The following is a 19,487-nucleotide window of genomic DNA, read 5'->3' as shown; positions in this document are numbered from 1 at the left end:
CCTGTGTCATTGGGCAGCCGGCAGCCACCGCAACGAGGTGTCACACGGGCAAGCAGGAGGGTCAAGAAATCAAAATATCGTTTCACTGTGTGAAATGATCATCGCCGACCTGCAGGAGAACCCGGCGCGGCAAGCTTGGCGCCGAGCGCCTCGGCAAGTGCGGAAGCGACCCTCTTCATCGGAGGTACGAAGCGGCGTATGCCTTCCTCCGGACTGACCGCTTCGCGGAGCATCATCACGTTCATGCTGCCGAACAGCCGGTTCTGAAGCGCGACGGGAACGCCAAGCGCCCAGACTGCGCCGCCGAAGATACTGCGGCTGTAGGTCTCGTCCATCACCGCGAACCCGGCTTTGCGAATCGTGCGCAGCGCCTTGGTGAGCTTGTCGGGATTGCGGGCCAGATCGTTCCAGGGCTCGGGACCGAGGGCAAGCCGCGCGGCAATGCGCTCCTGCTCGGCGGGCTCGCAGAAGGCGAGATAGGCGCGTCCCATCGAGGTCCCGAGGACGGGAAAGCGAAAACCCGGCGGGCGGCTGAACAGCAGCGAGCCGTCTACCCGCGTCGTGTGGGCGATGACCATGGACTCCTGATCGAGCACGGCAATGTCTGACGGCCAGTGGATCTGCTTGCGGAATTTGTTGAGGATGGGTTCGGCGATGCCGCCAATCCAGGTCGGCTCGTCATAGCCTGCGCTGAGCAGCAGCGCGCGTCCCGTCGGCGCGTAGCTGGCCGGCTCGGTACGGCGCACCACATAACCTTCATGCTCCAGCGTCTCGAGCATGCGGACGATCGTTGACTTGTTGAGCCCCGTCGCCTTGTGCAGCGAGCCGACGGTCGACTGCCGTTCCTGGTTGATCACCCGCAGGACCTCGAGGCCCCTGGACAACGCGATGACGGGGCGGAACGACGTCATGGCAGCTCCTTGTGATTGCCTGTGCCGCTACCCGACGAAGCAACCGACGGGGGACAGGGCAGCGCGCTCGACGCCATCGCCACCGATTGCGGGAAGGCTGGCATGAGTCAAGCTCGCTGACGCGTTCATCTCGGTTTCGAGAAGGGCGGGATTCGCAGACAATTCGATCGCTTGCTGCGCCCGGCTGCAATTTAGTTCCTGTGGTCAAGCTGGATTGTGCGCTCGCAACGCGTGTGGACGGTCGGGCGCTGCGACGTCACGTGACTAGTCCTCGCGAGGCGCACCGGCTATAGGATGACGCTCTGTCATCGAACTGTCATGTACCTGTAAATGCTGAAGTCAGACGCAACGCCGGTTCGCAAGCATCCGAGCGCGCGGGATGGCAATCCTGTCGCGAAGGACAACAAGAGAACGCAAGTTGTCGCCGGCTTCTTCAGGCAGCGTGAACCCGCCGAGCTCGTCGCGGAACCTGTGATCGTCGAGGGCGCTGTGATCGATCAGACGCCATCGCAAGATGCGGAACCGGCAACGGAACCACACCCGTCGAGCGCTGCGGCGCATGCCGCCGGCGAGATCGAGCTCAAGCTTCTGGTCGATGCCGATCGCATAGCCTATTTCAATGCTGCGCCCGTCATCGCGGCGAACGCGCGCAACAAGGGCACGCGCAAACATCTCAAGTCCGTCTATTACGACACGCCGGAGCGGACGTTGCGTCGCAACGGCTTGAGCCTGCGCGTTCGTCAGAGCGGTGCGCGCTTCGTGCAAACCGTGAAGACCGATGCGGCGGACGATCCGCTCCGCCGCGGCGAGTGGGAGGTGAGGGTACCGTCGCTTACGCCTGATCTGGCTCTCGCGATGCCCTTCATTCCGGAGAAGCTTCGCGGCCGAGTGGAAGCGCGGCCGCTTGAGGCGGTCTTCACCGCCGATGTCCATCGTCATGCGCGGATGATTGACCTGCCGTCAGGCACGGTCGAAATCGCCTTCGACCGGGGCGAGTTGACGGCCGGCGACCGTTCACTGCCCGTGAGCGAGATCGAGCTGGAGCTCAAGAGCGGCAGCGCCAGCGCAATCTACGAGCTCGCGCTGCGGCTCGCGGAGCACGGCGACGTAAAGCCGTCGATCCGCACCAAATCGGCGCGCGGGTTCGATCTTGCCGCCGACAAGCCGCCCTCGGCGCGGCGTCCGCGAAAACTTCGTCTCGATCCGTCAGTGACATTGGACGAGGCGTTCGCGACAATCCTGCGCTCCTGCTTCCTCCATTTGCTTCAGTCGCTACCGGCTGCCGAGGATGGCCGCCATCCGGAAGGAATCCATCAGCTGCGCGTCTCGCTGCGCCGGCTGCGGTCGATGCTGGATCTGATGCGTTCGGCGGGCGTGTCGAGCAACGTCGATACGCTGCGAACCGAAGCCAAATGGCTGGCGCAGGATTTGTCCGCCGCGCGCGACTGGGATGTGTTCCAGATCGAGACCTTGCCGACGATCGCAACAGCCTGTCCGTCGGTCGCGGGCTTCGATGCGCTGGGCCGGGTTGCGGCCGGGCGCCAGTCCGATGCCTATCGCAAGGCGCACGATGCGCTCGACGATCGCCGCTGCGCCATGTTCCTGATCAGCCTCGGCGGGTGGATCGAGGCGCGGGGTTGGCGCAACGACGTCGCCGCGCAGGATCTCGGCCAGCTCGCCGAACCCGCAGCCGACTTCGCGGCACGCATTCTGTCGGAGCAATATGCGAAGGTGCTCAAGCGCGGCCGCCGCTTCAAATCACTTCCCGCCGAAGGTCTGCACCGCCTGCGGCTCGCGACCAAGCGGCTGCGTTATGTCAGCGAGTTTCTGCTGCCGCTGTTCGCAGATCGCAAATCCGCGCGAAAATTCGCGCGCAGGCTGGCCGGCCTGCAGGAGCAACTCGGCGCTTTCAACGACATGGCGGTCACGGCATCATTGCTCGACCGGCTTGATGCCGAGCCCGACTGCGCCATCGCCGCGGCGGCGATCGCCGGTTGGCAGGCGCGCGCGTCGGTCGGGGTGCAGCCAGCCCTGCAAAGCACATGGCGCGATTTCACCGCCGCGCGCGTGCCCTGGTCGCGGCAGACGTCACAGGACTGAGCGAAGCGCACCCCAAAAAGTTGCGGCCAGCCATTGGGGGATGGCTGGCCGCGCGCGAACCGGTCTGGGACGGGGAGGGGTGGGGATGTGACCGGGTCGCGTATCTCTTTCGTTTGTCTCTACTGGTCTCTCGCGCTGGCGGTGGAGACCGCCGGCTTGGTGTCGCCGAGCGAGACCCAGACGTTGGGATCGCTCTGCGACTGGCGCTTGACGAAGCGGTAGCCGGTCTCCGTCCAGGCAACGACGTTCTCGTTCTGATTGTCGAGAACGAACTCGCCCTTGTCGGTCTTCACCGTCAGCACCGCGTGTCCTTCGCCCTTCTTGTCGCGCACGACGGTGATGAGCAGGGCCTCGCGCGGCCATCCGGCATCGATCAGCATCTTGCGCTTCAACAGCACGTAGTCTTCACAGTCGCCGTAACCGTCCGACGGCAGCGACCACTTTTCGATCACGCCCCAGTGCTCCTGGTCGGTCAAAGGCTTGACGGTCTCGTTGACCCAGCGATTGACCTTGACGAGGTCGCGCCATGCAGCCTGCGACATCACGATGTCACGCGGTTGCGTCGGTGCGCCCTGGCACTGAGCGGCATTGTCCGCACAGAACTCGACCCAGCCGATCGGCGCACGCGTGGTGTCGCCGAGGCTTGCGTAGAGCAGACGGCCTTCGCCGGCCTGCGCTGCCGCGCTCATTCCGAAGAGCATGGCGGCCAGCGCCATTCCCTTCCCCTGTCCCCTGAAATCAAACATTGCGGCCCCCGTTTCTTGTTGGGACCACATTGCGCAGGCAGCCTTTGAGTTGCCGCTAAGTCAGTCAAGTCAAGTCGAGACGAATGCAAGTAAAACACGCGGCGAATTCGATCTATACTTGAGTCAAACTTGTATAAAATTCGATATGACTGGAATTGATTCAAATTGTATCGATTAACGCGGAAACGCTGGCGGAACCGTTGTTTGCACGCGCCCGCAGCCTCCGCGTTAACCCGCGCGAGGCCCCGTCACGACCCATGAAAAAGGCGGCGTCCGCATCGCGGAGGCCGCCTTCAGTGCTGGAAATGCAGTGGTTTTGGTGCCTTCGCGCTTTACCGCGCGGTAACGCTCTCTTCGAGAGTTTCAATCGGCTGCGAATGCATGAACTCGAGCGCGAAGCCGTCTTCGAGGTTTCGGACCACACGGCCCTGCACCCGGCCGAGCAGAACCGTCGATTTCAGCGGCGGACGGTTCTCGGCGGCGATGGCTGCGCCCGACAGCGAGAGGTCGATGATGCGGCAGGTCATCTTGGTGCCGTCCTCGAGCGTCAGCACCGCGATCGGGTTGCGCGGCACGATACGATCGTGGCGGCGGTCTTCCGGCAAATTGAGGATGTCGCGGTTGGCGAGCCAGGTCAGCTGTGCCGCCAGCTTGTCACGCTTTCGCGGCGTCGCGCCGACCGTCATGGCGAAGCCATTGTCGATGATGCGGGTGATCTTGCCCTCGACGCGGCCGATATGGTCGAGATAGGCGACCACGCGGTCACCGACATTGCCGATGCCGGGGGCCAGCAGCGCCAGCCCGCCCGGCGACATGTTGATCACCTGGCAGGGGAATTCACGGCGGTCCGGCAGCATGTAGCGGCCGAGCAGGTGAACCTTCACCCGCTGGAAACGCCGACGTTCCTCGGCGGCCGGAAGAAATTTTTTGTGCGCCAACGCCATTTTCACAACCCGACCCCCCGCCTGGCGGAGTCCGGGACGACCCTAAGGTGCACAGGGTTAATGCCGCGTTAGGATCGGCCGCGGCGATGACGAACAGACACAATGCGTTCGAAAAGCCACATCAGGGGCGGGCAGGCCAGCACCGTCAGCGCGCCGAGGTCGAGCGCGACGGCGGCCGTGCCGGCCGATTTGGCGAGCCGGCCCGCCACCGCCGGCCCCAGCATCATCGCGGCATAGAAGAGAGTGTAGAACACGCCCATTCCGACCGCTCGTGTCTCCGGCGCGAGTACGCGGGCGGCCAGGCTCATGATCGGGCCGGCGGGAAGGCCGCCGATCAAGCCGCCCAGGACGAGGATCGCGATCACAGCGTCGGACCGGGTCAGCCAGGCCAGCAGGGCGGCGACCACCAGGCTGGCCGCGATCGCCAGCACGAAGGGGCGCTTGGTGCGATCGGCGAGATATCCGCCTGATGGCACCGAGATCACCGATAGCCACATCACGAGGCTGATCGCCGAGCCTGCCGCCGCAATGCTCCAGCCGCGCTCGACGAGCAATGAGGGGCCGAACGAGAAAATCATGGCGAAGCCGATATTATAAAGGCCCCAGATCGAACCCGCGACGATCACCGCCAGAAGCGCGAGCGGATCAAGCCGCCCGGAGCCGGTCGCGCTGGCGGTTGCTCCCGGCGGCGATTGGTAGAAAATGATCAGCACGATGCCGATCGCGGTCAGCGCGCCGGCCACGAGGAACACGGCGCCGGCGCCATACGCCGTGCCGATCGCCGGCAGCACCAGCAGCGAGATCGCAACCCCGGCCGGCCAGGAGTTGACGAAGATCGCCATCGCGGTGGCGATCTCCTTACCCGCAAACCAGTCGGTGCCCATCTTGGTGAGCTGCACGGTCAGCAGCACGCCGCCGGCGCCGGAGGCGAGCCGGCCCGCCATCTGCCAGCCCCAGACGTCGGTGGTGGCCATGACGAGGCTGCCGGCCGTCATCAGCAGCAGCGCCACGATCGTGGTGGGCTTGTCGCCAAGCGTCCGGCCGATCGCGCCGCCCGGCAGCGCCAGCACGATGCCCGGTGTGAAATAGAGTCCGATCAGGATGCCGATATCGGCGAGTCCGACGCCGAAGCTCTGCTGCAGCAGCGGCGCGACCGCGGCCACGCTCTGGAACTGGAACGCGATGGTGAGGCGAACGACGAACAGGATCGCAAGTATGCCCCAGCGATTGCGCAACGCTTCATCTCCCCAAACCCTGTATTGAGCGTGCGGTGGGGAGACGCCGGAGTCAACCGCAAGCTCTGAGCTTACGTCCTCCTCGTCGCGCGCCCATAGAGAAGACATAGCAGCGCCAGCAGCACTGCGGCCGAGAGCCCGAGCGACCAGTGAATGCCGATCGCCGCACCGAACAGTCCAACCGTGATGCCGCTGAAGGCCCGCATCCCGAGCCCGGCCATGTTGTAGAGGCCGACGACGCGGCCGCGAATGTCTGACGGCGCGTTCAACTGCACCAGCGCCTGCGCCATGGTGTTGAACGACAGTTCGAAGAAGCCTGCAAAGAACAACAGCACGATCGCGACCGGATAGATCCGCACCGAGGCGAAGCCGAGCAGCGCCACGCTCCACAGCATGGCGAGCATGATCGCGGTGCGCGGCGTACCCTTGAGCCGTCCCCAGGATTCCAGCGCGATGCCGGCGAGCAGCGCGCCGGCAGCATCGGCCGCGAGCAGCACGCTGTAGGAGATTCCGGGATCGCCATGGCCGAGATCGCCGGCAAAGCCCGGCATCTGGGCGTGATAGGCATTGCCGATCATGAAGGAGGTGAGGCCGGCAAGCCACGTCATCGCCGTCAGCACCGGCTGCGTGCCGATGGCGCGGATCGTCAGCATGATGTCGGCAAGGCCGCGCACGGCGAAGCGCCGCACCGCGACACTCTTGTCCCGCACCGGCGCCCAGAACAGCCACAGCAGCATCGGCAGATAGAACAGCGTGTTGAAGATGATGCCGTGCGAGGTGCCGAGCGTGAGCATGATGATGCCGCCGACGGCAGGTCCGACCAGAATGCCGAGATAGCGCGCCATCGCATTCAGCCGCACCGCGCTCGGAAGATCGGCGGGGCCGACGAGATCATAGAGCAGCAGCTGGTTCGGCGTCTGCCACAACACGCCGGCGCAGCCATGGATCACCAGCAGCAGCATGGCGTGCCACATCTCGATGGTGTCGGTGATGAAGAAGAAGCCCCATCCAGCCGAGGCAACGATGAACAGCAACATGCCGCATTGGATGATACGGCGCGGATCGACCCGGTCGGCCAGCCCTCCAACCGCGACCGAGAACAGCAGGAACGGCAGCCAGTGCGACAGCACGGCAAAACCCGCCAGCGCCGGCGAATGGAATTTCTGGAACACCACCCAATAGCTGATCACGTGCTCGATATTGTCGGCCATCATCGCCAGCACGTAAGCGATGAACTGGAGCCGGTAGGGCACCGACTTCATCGCCGCGAACGAGCCGGACGCGACCACGGGATTTTGGGGGAGGGGGTTCAAGAGGGCACCTGGGTGGAATATGGGGCGGCTCTACACGTTCGCCGCCGGCCGCTCAAGACGCTTGGGGGTGTGTGGACCACGATCCCGTAGCCCGGATGAGCGAAGCGATATCCGGGAACGCTGGTCCCGCATGTCGCTTCGCTCATCCGGGCTACGAGACCGCGGCTTGGCACCAGCGCGCATCTCACATACGCTTCGCCTCAGCCCGCACCAATCAATCATAACAGACGGGCATCGAGGACACGCCATGGACCAGATTCGCGTCTGCACCCACGCAGGACCAGGCAGCGAGCCTGTCATCAAAACCGTGCCGTGGCCGAAGGTCGGCAAAAAGGCCGCGCTGATCAAGGTCGGCGCCTGCGGCGTCTGCGGCACCGATTTGCACATTCTGAAAGGGCATTGGCCGAAGCCGCTGCCGTGGCCGTTCACGCTCGGCCACGAGCTCGGCGGAATCATCGTCGAATGCGGCGACGAATTCACCGAGGACTTCATGAGCAAGCCGCTCAAGGTCGGATCAAAAGTGATGATCCCGCCGCTGATGCCCTGCGGCCGCTGCTATTACTGCATCCATTATCCGCAGACCGCCAACAAGTGCCTGACGCCGGTCTATTACGGCCGCTATCTCGGCTTCGACAAAGCGCCGCACATGTGGGGCGGCTGGGCCGAATATGTCTATGTCGATCTCGACATGCTGCCGGGCACCAAGATCTACAAATTGCCTGACGATATGTCGCTGCGGCTGGGTGCGCTGTCGGAGCCGCTGACCTCCTGCATCCGCGCCTTCAATCGCGCGAGCCGCGCCGGCGGTTTTTCCTGGGGCGACACGGTGGTGATCCAGGGCTCGGGCCCGATCGGCATTCTCGCGGTCGCCGCCGCGCAGGAGATGGGAGCAGGGCGCGTGATCTGCGTCGGTGCGCCGGAGGAGCCGCGGCTCAAGCTCGCGCGCGAGTTCGGCGCGGAGGCGACGGTGAATATCGAGGAGATCAAATCGCCCGAGGCACGCATCGCGCGCGTGCGCGACATCGTCGGCGGCTTCGGCGCCGATCTGGTGATGGATTGCTCGGGCCACCCTTCAGCCGGCCCCGAAGGCATCGAGATGCTGCGCGACGGTGGCACCTATGTCGAGATGGGCCAGTTCACCGACGCCGGCTCGATCGAGACGTCATGGCACCGCATCTGCACCAAGGATATCAATGTGCTGGGCTCCTGGGGCTTCACCGGCAACGATCTGCCGCTCGGCGTCGACATGCTCCATCGCACGGCGGGCAAATATCCGTGGCTGAAGATGCAGACGATCTATCCGTTCACGAAAGACGGCGTCGCACAGGCGGTGAGGGATGCGATGGCGATGAAGACTGTGAAGTCGACCATCGTGCCGTGGCCGGAACTGGTGGAATAACCGATGTCGTCCATCCCCCACGATCTCGCAGCGTTCCTGGTCGAAGCCAAGCGCCGCACCTATGCGGGGATGGACGACGACGCCACCGTGGCCGCTCCGCTGCTCAGAGGCTCCAAGCAGCTCGAGCATCGCGCGGCGCCCTATGCCTATCGCGATATCTATTTCGGGATGGGGTTCTTCGTCGGGCAGGAGACCGTGTCGCGGGATGAGCGCGTCGTTTGGTCGATGAGCTACAGCGGTGGCGTCCGCGCGGAGATCACGGATCGAGACATCTTCCTCGCGATCTACAAATTCCTGCGCCAGGCACTACTGGCCGTATCCGTGGAGGAGCCGTACCGGGGGCCGCATCTGTTTGAGCAGGACGGCATGATCTACCACAACGAGGTCGAAGGCTCACTCGATCGTTTCCACGGCGTCGAGACGATTGCTCGGCAGGATGGCGCGCTGCTTTACGAGCTGCGTTATGGTGGTGGGCTGCTGCGTTAGATGATCCGTAGCCCGGATGGAGCGCAGCGCAATCCGGGGCCGCCGGTCCCGTATTCCGCTACGCTCCATACGGGCTACGGGCCGGCGCTTGGAATGAAGGACGAGATGACAACCGAACCAACCCAGCGCACCCACTCGCCCTTCAGCGCCATCCGTGCGATCGACTACACCGTCATCTTCGTGCGCGACATGGTGGCGATGCGCCGCTTCTATGAAGACGTCCTCGCGTTTCCGCTGCTGCGGGAGCTGTCGCCGAACTGGATCGAGTACGGTTTGGGCCCCAACACGCTGGCTCTCGCAACACCGGGCCGAACCGCGACTGACGCGCCGAGGCCGGCGGGCAGTGCCGCGCTGCAACTGGCTTTCAAGGTCTCCGCGGCCGAAGTCGATGCGTGTGCCGACGAACTGGTACGGCAGGGCGTGGCGCTGCTGTCGCCGCCGACGAACCAGTCTTTCGGGCATCGAACGCTGTTCTTCCGCGACCCCGACGGCAATCTTTTGGAGGTCTATGCGGAGATCTGAAACGCGGGAGCGGGCGGCCGTGCACGAAAAGTTCCATCAGAAATTCGCGAGTTATTCACGCCGGGGTGAAACTTAGGCCCGGGTTTCGGCTTTCAGTTCACGGGAGAGTTCATCGTGAAGCGGATCCTGAAACCCGTCACTTACATACTGGCCGCCATCTACTTTCTGGTGGATGCGGTCTTCATGGCCGTGGCGAGGCCGATCTCGCGCTGGATCGGGCGGCACCTCCAATTGAAGCGATTGCGCGGCTGGATCAGATCGCTGTCGCCTTATTGCTCGCTCGCCTTGTTTTCCGTACCCGTCATTATCCTGGAGCCGGTCAAGCCCGTGGCCGCCTATCTCGCCGCGACCGGTCAGGTCGTGAGCGGGGCCGTGACGTTCATCATCGGCGAGCTGCTCAAGCTCGTGCTGGTCGAGCGCCTGTTCCATCTCACGCGTGACAAGCTGATGCGGATTCCGGCCTTCGCCTGGGTCTATGGGAAGTTCACCGAGGTGAGAGCATGGCTGCAGGCAACCGAAGCCTGGCGCGCGGTCCGCGCCTTGGGCCGCGCGGCGAGGGACACCGTTGCGCGGGCCAGAGCCAGGCTGGTCGGCGGATTCGGCAGGCTGGTGACCTCCAGGGATTAGGGCGCGCGCGTCGCTCTCTATGCGAGCTTGCGCATTGCGGCGGGGGCTTCGGCGCAAAATCCCGCTATATGCAGCAAAACGGCTCGAAAACGCTGGATGTAGTGGGTCGAGCTGGCCAGTAAGCTTATTCTCGGCATCACCAAAGCCATGCGTCATAGGCATGGTGATTTGCCCGCACTTGGCGTAAAGAGCGTCCAAATCAAATCACCACGCGTGCGGCTGGACCATTTGCCGCCTACGCAGCTTCAGGTCGCGCGGCTCGACGTTCCGCGCCTGGACCAACCAAGGTTTATCCCGTGTCTTTTCCGACCATGAGTGCGCCGCTCGCCCGAGCTTTGGCCGAGCGCAATTACGACCGTCCGACCCCCGTTCAGCTCGCCGTGCTCACGGACGAGGCCGCAGACCGCGACCTCTTGGTTTCGGCCCAGACCGGCTCCGGCAAGACCCTGGCCTATGGGCTGGCGATGGCCAAGGATCTGTTGGGCGACGCCGAGCGGTTCGAGCGGGCGGGTGCACCGCTTGCCCTGATCGTGGCACCGACCCGCGAGCTAGCCTTGCAGGTCCATCGCGAGCTGGCCTGGCTGTACGAGCATGCGAGTGGGCGCGTCGTCTCCTGCGTCGGCGGCATGGATCCCAGGCGCGAGCAGCGCGAGCTTGCGGCCGGCGCTCATATCGTCGTCGGTACGCCCGGCCGGTTGTGCGATCATTTGCGCCGCGGCCGTCTCGACATTTCGGAATTGAAGGTGGTTGTGCTCGACGAGGCCGACGAGATGCTCAATCTCGGCTTTCGCGAGGACATGGAATTCATCCTCAAGACCACGCCGGACACGCGCCGCACCTTGATGTTCTCGGCGACATTCCCGCGCGGCATCGTCGCGCTGGCCAAGCAGTATCAGCAGCGGGCATTCCGGATCGAAGTCGCCGGCGACGAAGGCGGTCATGCCGATATCGAGTACCGCGCGATCCGGATCGCGCCCGGCGACGCCGAGCACGCCGTCGTCAACGTGCTGCGCTTCTACGAGGCGCCGAGCGCGCTGGTATTCTGCAGCACGCGCGATGGCGTCCGGCACTTGCAGGCGGCGCTGCTGGAGCGCGGTTTCTCCGTGGTCGCTCTCTCAGGCGAATTGACGCAGAATGAGCGAACCACGGCGCTGCAGTCGCTGCGGGATGGACGCTCGCGCGTCTGCGTGGCGACCGACGTCGCCGCCCGCGGCATCGATCTGCCGAGCCTCGATCTCGTCATTCATGCCGACCTGCCCAACGACGCCGAGGTCATGCAGCATCGCTCCGGCCGCACCGGCCGCGCGGGCCGCAAGGGGACGAGCGTCATGCTGGTGCCGCCCGTGCGGCGGCGACGTGCGGAAATGCTGCTGAACGTCTCGGGCATCGACGCGGTCTGGGGGACGGCGCCGCAGCCGGATGAGATCCGCAAGCTCGATCACGAGCGCATGAAGGACGTGCTGTTCACGGAAGAGACCACCGCCGACGATCTGGCGCTGGCGCAGGCGCTATTGGCCGAGCGGTCGGCCGAGGAGATCGCCGCGTCACTCGCACGGCTCTATCGCGCGCGGCTGCCCTCGCCCGAAGACATCATGGATCCCGGCGAGCGAGCTGGCCGGCCGCGCGAGGATCGCGGCCGCAATGATACGCGCGCACCGCGCGACGATGTCCGCGCTTCGCGTGGCGACGATCGGCCCGAAAGGGTTCGTCCCAAAGCGGGCAAATCGTCGTCGAAACATGGCATGGCGGATGGCAGCGTCTGGTTCCGGGCCAACATCGGACGAAAAAAGAACGCGGAAGCGCGCTGGCTGTTGCCGATGATCTGCCGTCGTGGCGGCATCGACAAGAACGATATCGGCGCGATCAAGATCATGGACACCACGACCGAGTTCGAAATTTCCGAGCGGGTCGCGGAATCCTTCGCCGTGAAGATCAAGCGCCCGGACAAGGAAGACAATATCCGCCTCGAGCCGATGGCGGATGCGCCGCAGCGGCAAACGGCTTCGGAAGAGCGGCCCCACGCGCCGCGGCGCGACAGCGGCGACAGCGATCATCGCGACCGCGCGCGCGAGCCGAGCGGGTTCAAACCGCAAGGCAAACCTCAAGGCAAGCCACACGGCAAACCGCACGAAAAGCCGTACGGCGAGCGCACGCCGAAATTCGACGATGCGCCTTCCTTCGCAAAGAAGAAAAAGCACAAGAACAAGCCGGGCCACGCTGAGCCCTCGGTCACGTCGTGGTCTGAGAAGGGCGCTCCCGGGAAGAAGACGAAAATGAAAAAGAAGCATCGCGCCTGACGGCCGCCTTCCGGCGTCGACGGGGAGGGGCGTTACGTCGCAGCGAGGTCGCGCAGCATGTAGGTTGCGCTGTCGCCGTAGGTCGCAAGCTTTGCCCGCAGCTCCGCATCCGCCGTGACGGGCCCAAAGCCGAGACGCTCCCACAGCGGCCGCGTGGCGTAGACCGACACCAATGCGAGCGTCGCGATTCCTGATGCGCGCGCGAGCTGTTCGATCGCGATGACATAGTCGCGCGCGACGCCGCCGCGAAAGTCGGGCAGCACCGCGACGTCATGCAAATAGAGGCAATCCGCATCGCCGGGCAATTGCTCGAGCAAGCCGTCGAGCGGCGGAATCCGGTGCTGCATCCAGGGATGCGCGAGACCGTAGCCGACGATCCCGTCGTCCGTGGCAAGCACGCGGCAGCCATCGGGATAGAGCCGCATCTTTTCCGCGAACACCTCAGGCCGCTCAGGCAGATCAGGATGGATCCGCGCTGCGATCGTGCTGATCGCCGGCAGATCGGAGGCGTGCGCGGGACGCCAATGCGGCTTGCTCATGTCGACCCGTCGTTCCGTCTCCATCATCCCAGTTTATTCCGATGTGACGATGCGTGCAGCGAAAAAAATCCTTGCCGCCATCTCAGGAATACGACGGCTCGCGCGGCGTCCTACCCAATGCAAGCCCATTGCATGACAGGAGAGACCATGACGACATCCTCGATCCGCCTCGCGCTCACGCTCGCAATATCGCTGGCGATGATTCCCGCCGCTTTCGCGGCACCGCCGACCAAGACCGGCAAGACCGACAAAGGCAATGTGCTCACCGACGCCAAGGGCATGTCGCTCTATACGTTCGACAAGGATGCTGACGGCAAGTCGGCCTGTAATGGTCCGTGTGCGACCAACTGGCCGGTGCTGAAGGCCGGGGCGAGCGATGCCGCCGCCGACGGCTACACCGTCATCACGCGCGACGACGGCTCGAAGCAGTGGGCCTACAAGGGCAAGCCGCTCTACACCTTCGCCAAGGACACCAAGCCCGGCGACGTCACCGGCGACGGCTTTCTCAACGGCGCCTGGCATCTGGCGATGCCGTGAGCAGGGTGCACTGCTAGCGCAGCCCCTCATACACCATCAGCCCGCGTGCGATCTGCAGCTTGCGGATCGCGCGCGGCAGCAGTTTTTCCGGCTGGTGCAGATAGCGCCAGGAGGTGAGGGCGAACGGGCCCAGCGCGCCGCATTCGTCGTTGAACGGCGCGAGCACGCCCGTCACGCTTACCGGTGTATGCGGGCGGGCGTTGAACGGCAGCAGCAGCAGCTCTAGATGAGCCTTGCTGCCGTCCTCGCGCGCGGCGGTGAGGCCCGCGATTGCGCCGAGGCTCTCGTCGGCGACGATGGTCGTGATCTCCTCGATCTCGCGGCGGCTGGCCTCGTCGAACAGCGCCGCAAAGCTCGAATCCTTGAGGTCGCACCCGGCGAGCGCGCAGACGCGCGTGCCCGCGACGCGGAACGGGAAGCCGAGATTGGGCTCGCAGGACAGCACGAAGATGTCTCCGAGCAGGCCGCGCACGGCGGCCGGATCGATATCGGCCCGGTCTGGCGCCCGCGCAGTGCCGCGCTTCTCGTTCCAATAAGCGAAGAACTCGCGGCTTGACGGATGTTTCATGACTGAACGCTTACCCCGGGGCGCAACCTTGCGGGACAAACCTGTCCCGCTTCAGTGCAGCCGCGATCCCTGTGTTGTTGTGCAGGAGGGGCTTTGCAGCGTCCATGCCGCAGCGGCGTTTTCGGCGCCGCTGGCGCTGCCTTTGCGTCGTTAACGTTAAATTAACTATGCGCTTTCCGTGCGCCGCCCCGCTGCTATGGTGACTGCGGTCGCAAGCTTCGCCGCTTTTCTCCAGGTTCTCGGCGAGGCCTGTACACAGGCGTCAAACAGTTTGGTCACCGGCCGCGGGGAGGGGTGGGGATACTCCCGTCTCTCTGGGTACCGGAAGTCCGACACGGATAGGCAGGGCTTTCCCAGGGCCCTGCCTTTTCCTTTTGTGCACTTGCGCAGGGCGGGCAAAGACGACTATCTCCAAGGCTTGTGGTCAAGACTGTCGCTCCGATCGCGCCTGAAAGCGAAGCCGCCTTGGATTCCCCGCCAAATTCTCCGCCGCAAGATCCTCCGTCGCAAGATGCTTCGCTTGGGGTGCCGGCCGTCGTTGAGGAGGCTCCGCGCGAGCCGATCCTGACGCTGCCGTTCGCGCTGACCGCCTATATCCTTTTGCTCGCGGTGATCCATCTGCGGGTGCTGCTGCCGCCGGAGCTCGAGAACTGGACCATCGACGTCTTCGGCTTCATCCCCAAGCGGTACGATTCCTCGCTGCTCAATCTGGAGATTCCCGGTGGGGCCGGCGCCAAGGTCTGGACCTTCGTCACCTATTCGCTGCTGCACGCCAATCTCACCCATCTCGGCTTCAACGTGCTGTGGCTGTTGCCGTTCGGCAGCGCGCTGGCGCGGCGCTTTGGCACCATCAGGTTCTTCCTGTTCCTCGCGGTGACGGCGGCGGCCGGCGCGCTCGCCCATCTCGTCACCCATGAACACGCGGTCGCGCCGATGATCGGCGCCTCGGCCTCGGTGTCCGGCGCGATGGCGGCGGCGATCCGCTTCGCCTTCGTTCGCGGCAGCTTCCTGTCTTTCAGCCGATCGGATGCCGATACCGCCGCAAGAGTTCCGGCGCTGCCGCTGTCGCGCGCGCTGCGCGACGGGCGGGTGCTCGGTTTCCTCGCGGTGTGGTTTGGTGTCAACATCGTCTTCGGCGTCGGCGCGATCGGCGTCGACAGCGAGACCACGAGCGTCGCCTGGCAGGCGCATATCGGCGGCTTCCTTGCCGGCCTGCTGCTGTTCGCGCTGTTCGATCCCGTGCCGCGCGCGCGAAGCGATGCTGCGGATGCGTCATCACAGGACATTTCAGACCGTATTTGAAGCGACGCTTGCGGCGCCGCCCGAATTCATCCATCATTCCCGAGAAGAATGTTCCGAAGCGACAGGCCGCTCGCGGCGATGCTTCGCAAAGCGCCTGGGCGTGAAACCGGCGCTGAAACTGTTAGTTGAAGACTCGAAGAACAAGTCCGGACCGCGAACAGCGGACGGTTTCGATTCAGGGAGGCGACAATGACGGTACGTTCGATTCTCAACACCAAGGGCCACCAGATCATGAGCGTCGAGCCGGACGCCAAGCTGGCGGTCGCGGTCAAACTGCTCGGTGAGAAGAAGATCGGCGCTGTGCTGGTGATGAACCAGAGCCGGCTGGAAGGCATCCTGTCGGAGCGCGACATCGTGCGGGTGATCGGCGAGCGCGGCGCCGGTGCGCTGGAGGAACCGGTCTCTCAGGTCATGACCCGCAAGGTGGTCACCTGCAAGGAGGCCGACACGGTCGCCGAACTGATGGAGATGATGACCACCGGCAAGTTCCGCCATCTGCCCGTGGTCGACAACGGCAAGGTGGTCGGCCTGATCTCGATCGGCGACATCGTCAAGCGCCGGGTGCAGGAATACGAATCCGAGCAGGAAGCTCTGCGCGACTACATCAAGACCGCCTGATCAGTAAGACCGCCTGATCAGGCCTGCTGGTCGGCCTTGGGCGCGGCGCCCTCGGGCGCAGGCGCCAGCTCGTGGATGGCCTCCTGGATCGACTCCAGCGCACGCTCGGCCGCGCGGGTGCCCAAGGCGATGAGGTCCTCGGAGCGGTGGAAATCGAACCAGCCGAACTGACCGATCCGCGGCGTGATCAGCATATCGGGCGGATCGCCGGCGAGGCGGGCACGGGTGATGCGGTCCTGCATGATGTTGAAGGCGTCGACCATCACCGAAGAAAGGCCGGGCCGGGCGCTGCCGCCGCCGAAGAACTCGCGCTTCACCGTCTTCTCAGGCGAGAAGAATCTCGGGAAGCGTCGCTTTGACGCCGGCTCTTCGGCCGCGGGGATCACCGGCTCGGGTATCGCGCCGTGCGAATAGACCGTCGTCGAATAGGTGAAGATGTCGCTGGAAAGATTTGCGGCGATGACGATTTCGGCGCCGAGCGCGCGCGCGGCCGAGACCGGCACCGGGTTCACCAATGCGCCGTCGACCAGCCAGCGATCGCCGATCAGGACCGGAGAGAAGATGCCGGGCAGCGCATAGGAGGCGCGCATCGCGTCGACCACGCGGCCGCGCGTCAGCCAGATCTCGTGGCCGGTGCGGACCTCGGTCGCGACGGCGGCGAACTTGACCGGGAGATCCTCGATCTGGCTCTGGCCGCAGGCGGCCTCGAGCCGGGTCGCCAGCTTCTCGCCGCCGATCAGGCCGGAGCCGTTGAGGCGGATGTCGAGGTAGCCGAGGATGTTGCGCATCCCTTGCAGGCTGCGGCCCCATTCTTCCAGCGTATCGAGCCGGCCGGCCGCATAGAGGCCGCCGACCACCGCGCCGATCGAGGTGCCGACCACGACGTCGGGCACGATTCCGTTGGCGAGCAGGGTCCGGATAATGCCGATATGGGCGAAGCCGCGCGCCGCGCCGCCGCCAAGCGCAAGGCCGATGACCGGCCGGCGGATGCTGCCCAGGCCAACTTTCTCGGCGACCTTGTCGCTGTTCGCACCCCGCCCCTTCAATATGTCCAGCACCGAAACTCTCCTACGCCGGGACCCGCCATCAGACTAGGCACCGCACTCGCGCTCCGCCAGAACCGGGCCGAAGCATGGTTTATGCCGGTTTGGGAAGCGCACGGGGCAGGAGTATGGCGAGGCGCGGCTGCCTCTCGAGTAATCACGCAGGCGTCAACCGGGTTCCAAAACCTGTCGGGCCGTATTTCTCAGGGGTCCAGAGGCTTGAATTTGCCGCGTTTTCGGTGAAAAGCAGGTGGCATGACTCTCGGGGGTGACGGCATCATCGGATGGCGGCGCAGCGCATCGCTGCTGCCGGCGCTGATCCTTGCTGCCTGCCTCTATACCCTTGGCCAAAATGCTGCGCAGGCGCAGCTTTTCTCCGATCGTCCACCGCCGGTGCCGCCCGCTTCGGTGCCCGATCCCGGCGGCGCGGTCAGTCTGGCGCCGCCCTCCGGCCCGGGTGCCGGACCGCCGAGCCTGCCGCCGACCCTGTTGCAGCCGACCACGCCCAGCATGCCGCCGCCCGCGGTCACGACCGTGCCGTCCGCCGCGCCGCTCAACGCGGCCGTGCCCGGACAGGGCGTGCTGTCGCTGACGGCGAAATACGGCAAGGACACCCCCCCGATCACCAGCGGCCTGGTCTGGCGCGTGTTTGCCGATCGTCCTGACGAGAACGGCACCTTCAAGCTGATCCGCGAGGACCGCAATGCCACGCCAAACATCGTGCTGCCGCCCGGCAATTACGTCGTGCACGTCGCCTTTGGCCTCGTCAGCGCGGTGCGCACCGTCAGCCTGAAGGCCGAGACCGACCGGGAGTCCTTCGTGCTGCCTGCAGGCGGCTTGCGCATCGAGGGCCGCGTCGGTACCAGCCGCATTCCGCAGAACCAGATCTCGTTCGCGATCTACAAGGGCAGCCAGTTCGAATCCGGCGAGCGCGCCTCCCTGGTGCCGAACGTCGCCGCCGGTGACGTCGTGCTGCTGCCGGAAGGCACCTACTACATCATCTCGAATTACGGCGATGCCAATTCGGTGGTGCGCTCGGACATCCGCGTCCAGGCCAGCAAGCTCACCGACGTCACCATCACCCACCGCGCCGCCGTCATCACGCTCAAGCTCGTCAGCGACAGGGGCGGCGAGGCGCTCGCCAACACCGCCTGGTCGGTGCTGACCCCCGGCGGCGACGTCATCAAGGAATCGATCGGCGCCTTCCCGCGCGTCGTGCTCTCCGAAGGCGAATACCGCGCCATCGCCAAGAACGAGGGCAAGGTCTACGAGCGCGGCTTCAACGTCGTCAACGGCGTCGACGGCGAAGTGGAAGTCGTCGCGCGGTAGTGCTTGAGCGGTGATGCCGCATGCGGCCCGACGCTGGTCGTGTCTGGTGAATACTTCTCATTCAGCGCACTAATCTCCCATATCTTATTACCGCCAGTCTCGTGTACGAACGCGGATGCTCTCCGCTGCTCCGTTTGATGTTGCGATTTGGTTGGTGTTTCGATTTGAACAGCTCTGGCAGCGCTACCAAGCAGGACCGATCAACACCGGCATCGCCGGCTTATTCCAGCGGCGCCGCGACTTCCTCACAGCCGGTGCAAGATACCTATTTCCGATAATCAATTTTATTCGCTTTCCATCCTGCTGCGTTATATGTCGGGCATCCCTCCAACGGAGGAGGCCGGAGCAGGCTCGTGCGTCTGCGAGACCGGCAAGGGCAGGGGACCAAGCTCGTCGGCATGTTTGAAGTGATCCTCACCAGGCGTAAGCGGTTCGGCTGGCGGTGGCAGGTGTGCGACCAATCCGGCAAGAAATTTGCCGATGGCTTCGAGCGCACCCGGCCGTCCGCCAAATATCATGGCGAGCGCGCATTGTTCTTTCTGTTGTCGCAGGCCCATTTGCGCAATCGCTTGGCGACGTCCAGCGAGGACTAGTCGCGACTGCGTGTGCAGTTCGGTAGGTCTCGTAGCCCGGGTGAGCGAAGCGATACCCGGGACAGCTCGTGGTCGGAATCCCGGATGTCGCTTCGCTCATCCGGGCTACAAGACCTTGCGTTGCCCGACGGGCAAAACACCCAAATGGTCGGTCAACGCCCGTCGCTGAAAATATTCCACTTTACCGAAATTCGGAAACGGCGTATCCATCGCCTCACTCCGGCCCATGGAAGAGGGGCGTATCGCGATCGTCACGAACGCGGGCCGGATGGCGGTGGACGTTGGTCACATCGGCGCGAACGGCTTCGCAGGGCGGGCAACCGTGAGTGAAGGCCTCGCGCACACGACCGGTGTGATCGGCGTACGGCAAAATCGTGT

At 64.7% G+C, this 19,487-nt stretch carries 19 protein-coding genes; 11 read left to right on the top strand and 8 right to left on the bottom strand.

The features are described from left to right. Positions 1 to 98: 98 nt before the first annotated feature. Positions 99 to 911 carry a helix-turn-helix domain-containing protein gene (locus AC0L3J_RS35515; protein WP_473350175.1) on the bottom strand — a complete coding sequence of 271 codons (813 nt, stop codon included), beginning with the start codon at positions 909 to 911 and terminating at the stop codon, positions 99 to 101. A 330-nt stretch (positions 912 to 1,241) separates the two neighbouring features. Here AC0L3J_RS35515 and AC0L3J_RS35510 point away from each other — a divergent pair, with 330 nt between their 5' ends. After that, the gene (locus tag AC0L3J_RS35510) at positions 1,242 to 3,011 is read left to right on the top strand and encodes a CYTH and CHAD domain-containing protein (protein ID WP_473350174.1); all 1,770 of its coding nucleotides are present in this window, start codon (positions 1,242 to 1,244) and stop codon (positions 3,009 to 3,011) included. 119 nt (positions 3,012 to 3,130) lie between these two features. Here the strand turns inward: AC0L3J_RS35510 and AC0L3J_RS35505 are convergent, their stop codons facing one another. The 4 genes from AC0L3J_RS35505 to AC0L3J_RS35490 all read right to left on the bottom strand — a co-directional run bounded on the left by AC0L3J_RS35505 (position 3,131) and on the right by AC0L3J_RS35490 (position 7,249). Then, a complete protein-coding gene (locus tag AC0L3J_RS35505; protein WP_247287143.1) occupies positions 3,131 to 3,757 on the bottom strand; it encodes a transglutaminase-like cysteine peptidase in 627 nt (208 codons plus the stop codon). Positions 3,758 to 4,089: 332 nt separating this feature from the next. After that, a complete protein-coding gene (locus AC0L3J_RS35500; protein ID WP_007602573.1) occupies positions 4,090 to 4,701 on the bottom strand; it encodes a PilZ domain-containing protein in 612 nt (203 codons plus the stop codon). Between the two features lie 68 nt (positions 4,702 to 4,769). Further along, positions 4,770 to 5,936: an MFS transporter gene (locus AC0L3J_RS35495; RefSeq protein ID WP_473350173.1), complete on the bottom strand. Its 1,167-nt coding sequence runs from the start codon at positions 5,934 to 5,936 to the stop codon at positions 4,770 to 4,772. A 71-nt stretch (positions 5,937 to 6,007) separates the two neighbouring features. Then, positions 6,008 to 7,249 (bottom strand): MFS transporter, encoded by a 1,242-nt coding sequence (locus AC0L3J_RS35490; protein ID WP_473350172.1) that lies wholly within the window; start codon positions 7,247 to 7,249, stop codon positions 6,008 to 6,010. A 247-nt stretch (positions 7,250 to 7,496) separates the two neighbouring features. On the opposite strand from AC0L3J_RS35490, the gene AC0L3J_RS35485 reads away from it, so the two are divergent. From AC0L3J_RS35485 to AC0L3J_RS35465, 5 genes are all read left to right on the top strand, one after another. After that, on the top strand, positions 7,497 to 8,648 hold the full coding sequence (locus tag AC0L3J_RS35485) for a zinc-binding dehydrogenase (RefSeq protein ID WP_473350171.1): 1,152 nt from the start codon (positions 7,497 to 7,499) through the stop codon (positions 8,646 to 8,648). 3 nt (positions 8,649 to 8,651) lie between these two features. Further along, positions 8,652 to 9,134, top strand: coding sequence for a DUF5680 domain-containing protein (locus AC0L3J_RS35480; RefSeq protein ID WP_473350170.1), 483 nt, complete (start codon positions 8,652 to 8,654; stop codon positions 9,132 to 9,134). Positions 9,135 to 9,227: 93 nt separating this feature from the next. Beyond that, on the top strand, positions 9,228 to 9,656 hold the full coding sequence (locus AC0L3J_RS35475; protein WP_473350169.1) for a VOC family protein: 429 nt from the start codon (positions 9,228 to 9,230) through the stop codon (positions 9,654 to 9,656). A gap of 114 nt (positions 9,657 to 9,770) precedes the next feature. Beyond that, on the top strand, positions 9,771 to 10,283 hold the full coding sequence (locus AC0L3J_RS35470) for a hypothetical protein (protein WP_473350168.1): 513 nt from the start codon (positions 9,771 to 9,773) through the stop codon (positions 10,281 to 10,283). Between the two features lie 311 nt (positions 10,284 to 10,594). Then, positions 10,595 to 12,580: a DEAD/DEAH box helicase gene (locus tag AC0L3J_RS35465; RefSeq protein WP_473350189.1), complete on the top strand. Its 1,986-nt coding sequence runs from the start codon at positions 10,595 to 10,597 to the stop codon at positions 12,578 to 12,580. 32 nt (positions 12,581 to 12,612) lie between these two features. Here AC0L3J_RS35465 and AC0L3J_RS35460 read toward each other — a convergent pair whose 3' ends face one another. Next, a complete protein-coding gene (locus AC0L3J_RS35460) occupies positions 12,613 to 13,119 on the bottom strand; it encodes a GNAT family N-acetyltransferase (protein ID WP_473350188.1) in 507 nt (168 codons plus the stop codon). Between the two features lie 147 nt (positions 13,120 to 13,266). Between AC0L3J_RS35460 and AC0L3J_RS35455 the strand changes: the two genes are divergently transcribed. Then, positions 13,267 to 13,656, top strand: a complete 390-nt coding sequence (locus tag AC0L3J_RS35455; protein WP_473350167.1) for a COG4315 family predicted lipoprotein — start codon at positions 13,267 to 13,269, stop codon at positions 13,654 to 13,656. 13 nt (positions 13,657 to 13,669) lie between these two features. On the opposite strand, the gene AC0L3J_RS35450 is transcribed toward AC0L3J_RS35455, so the two are convergent. Continuing rightward, complete coding sequence (locus tag AC0L3J_RS35450) at positions 13,670 to 14,224, bottom strand: PAS domain-containing protein (RefSeq protein ID WP_473350166.1); 555 nt, start codon at positions 14,222 to 14,224, stop codon at positions 13,670 to 13,672. A 465-nt stretch (positions 14,225 to 14,689) separates the two neighbouring features. On the opposite strand from AC0L3J_RS35450, the gene AC0L3J_RS35445 reads away from it, so the two are divergent. Together AC0L3J_RS35445 and AC0L3J_RS35440 are read left to right on the top strand one after the other, a co-directional pair. Next, positions 14,690 to 15,526, top strand: a complete 837-nt coding sequence (locus tag AC0L3J_RS35445; protein ID WP_473350165.1) for a rhomboid family intramembrane serine protease — start codon at positions 14,690 to 14,692, stop codon at positions 15,524 to 15,526. A 189-nt stretch (positions 15,527 to 15,715) separates the two neighbouring features. Next, positions 15,716 to 16,144 carry a CBS domain-containing protein gene (locus tag AC0L3J_RS35440; protein ID WP_456769340.1) on the top strand — a complete coding sequence of 143 codons (429 nt, stop codon included), beginning with the start codon at positions 15,716 to 15,718 and terminating at the stop codon, positions 16,142 to 16,144. Positions 16,145 to 16,161: 17 nt separating this feature from the next. Here the strand turns inward: AC0L3J_RS35440 and AC0L3J_RS35435 are convergent, their stop codons facing one another. After that, complete coding sequence (locus AC0L3J_RS35435; RefSeq protein ID WP_473350164.1) at positions 16,162 to 17,202, bottom strand: patatin-like phospholipase family protein; 1,041 nt, start codon at positions 17,200 to 17,202, stop codon at positions 16,162 to 16,164. Between the two features lie 240 nt (positions 17,203 to 17,442). Here AC0L3J_RS35435 and AC0L3J_RS35430 point away from each other — a divergent pair, with 240 nt between their 5' ends. Both AC0L3J_RS35430 and AC0L3J_RS35425 read left to right on the top strand, forming a co-directional pair. Continuing rightward, the gene (locus AC0L3J_RS35430) at positions 17,443 to 18,516 is read left to right on the top strand and encodes a hypothetical protein (RefSeq protein ID WP_456769342.1); all 1,074 of its coding nucleotides are present in this window, start codon (positions 17,443 to 17,445) and stop codon (positions 18,514 to 18,516) included. A gap of 353 nt (positions 18,517 to 18,869) precedes the next feature. Then, entirely contained in the window at positions 18,870 to 19,109 is a 240-nt protein-coding gene (locus AC0L3J_RS35425; protein WP_456769343.1) for a hypothetical protein, read from the top strand. The last annotated feature ends 378 nt before the right edge of the window (positions 19,110 to 19,487 follow it).

The organism is Bradyrhizobium sp. Kon37 (assembly GCF_055807535.1).
This window is presented reverse-complemented; position numbering and strand designations above follow the sequence as displayed.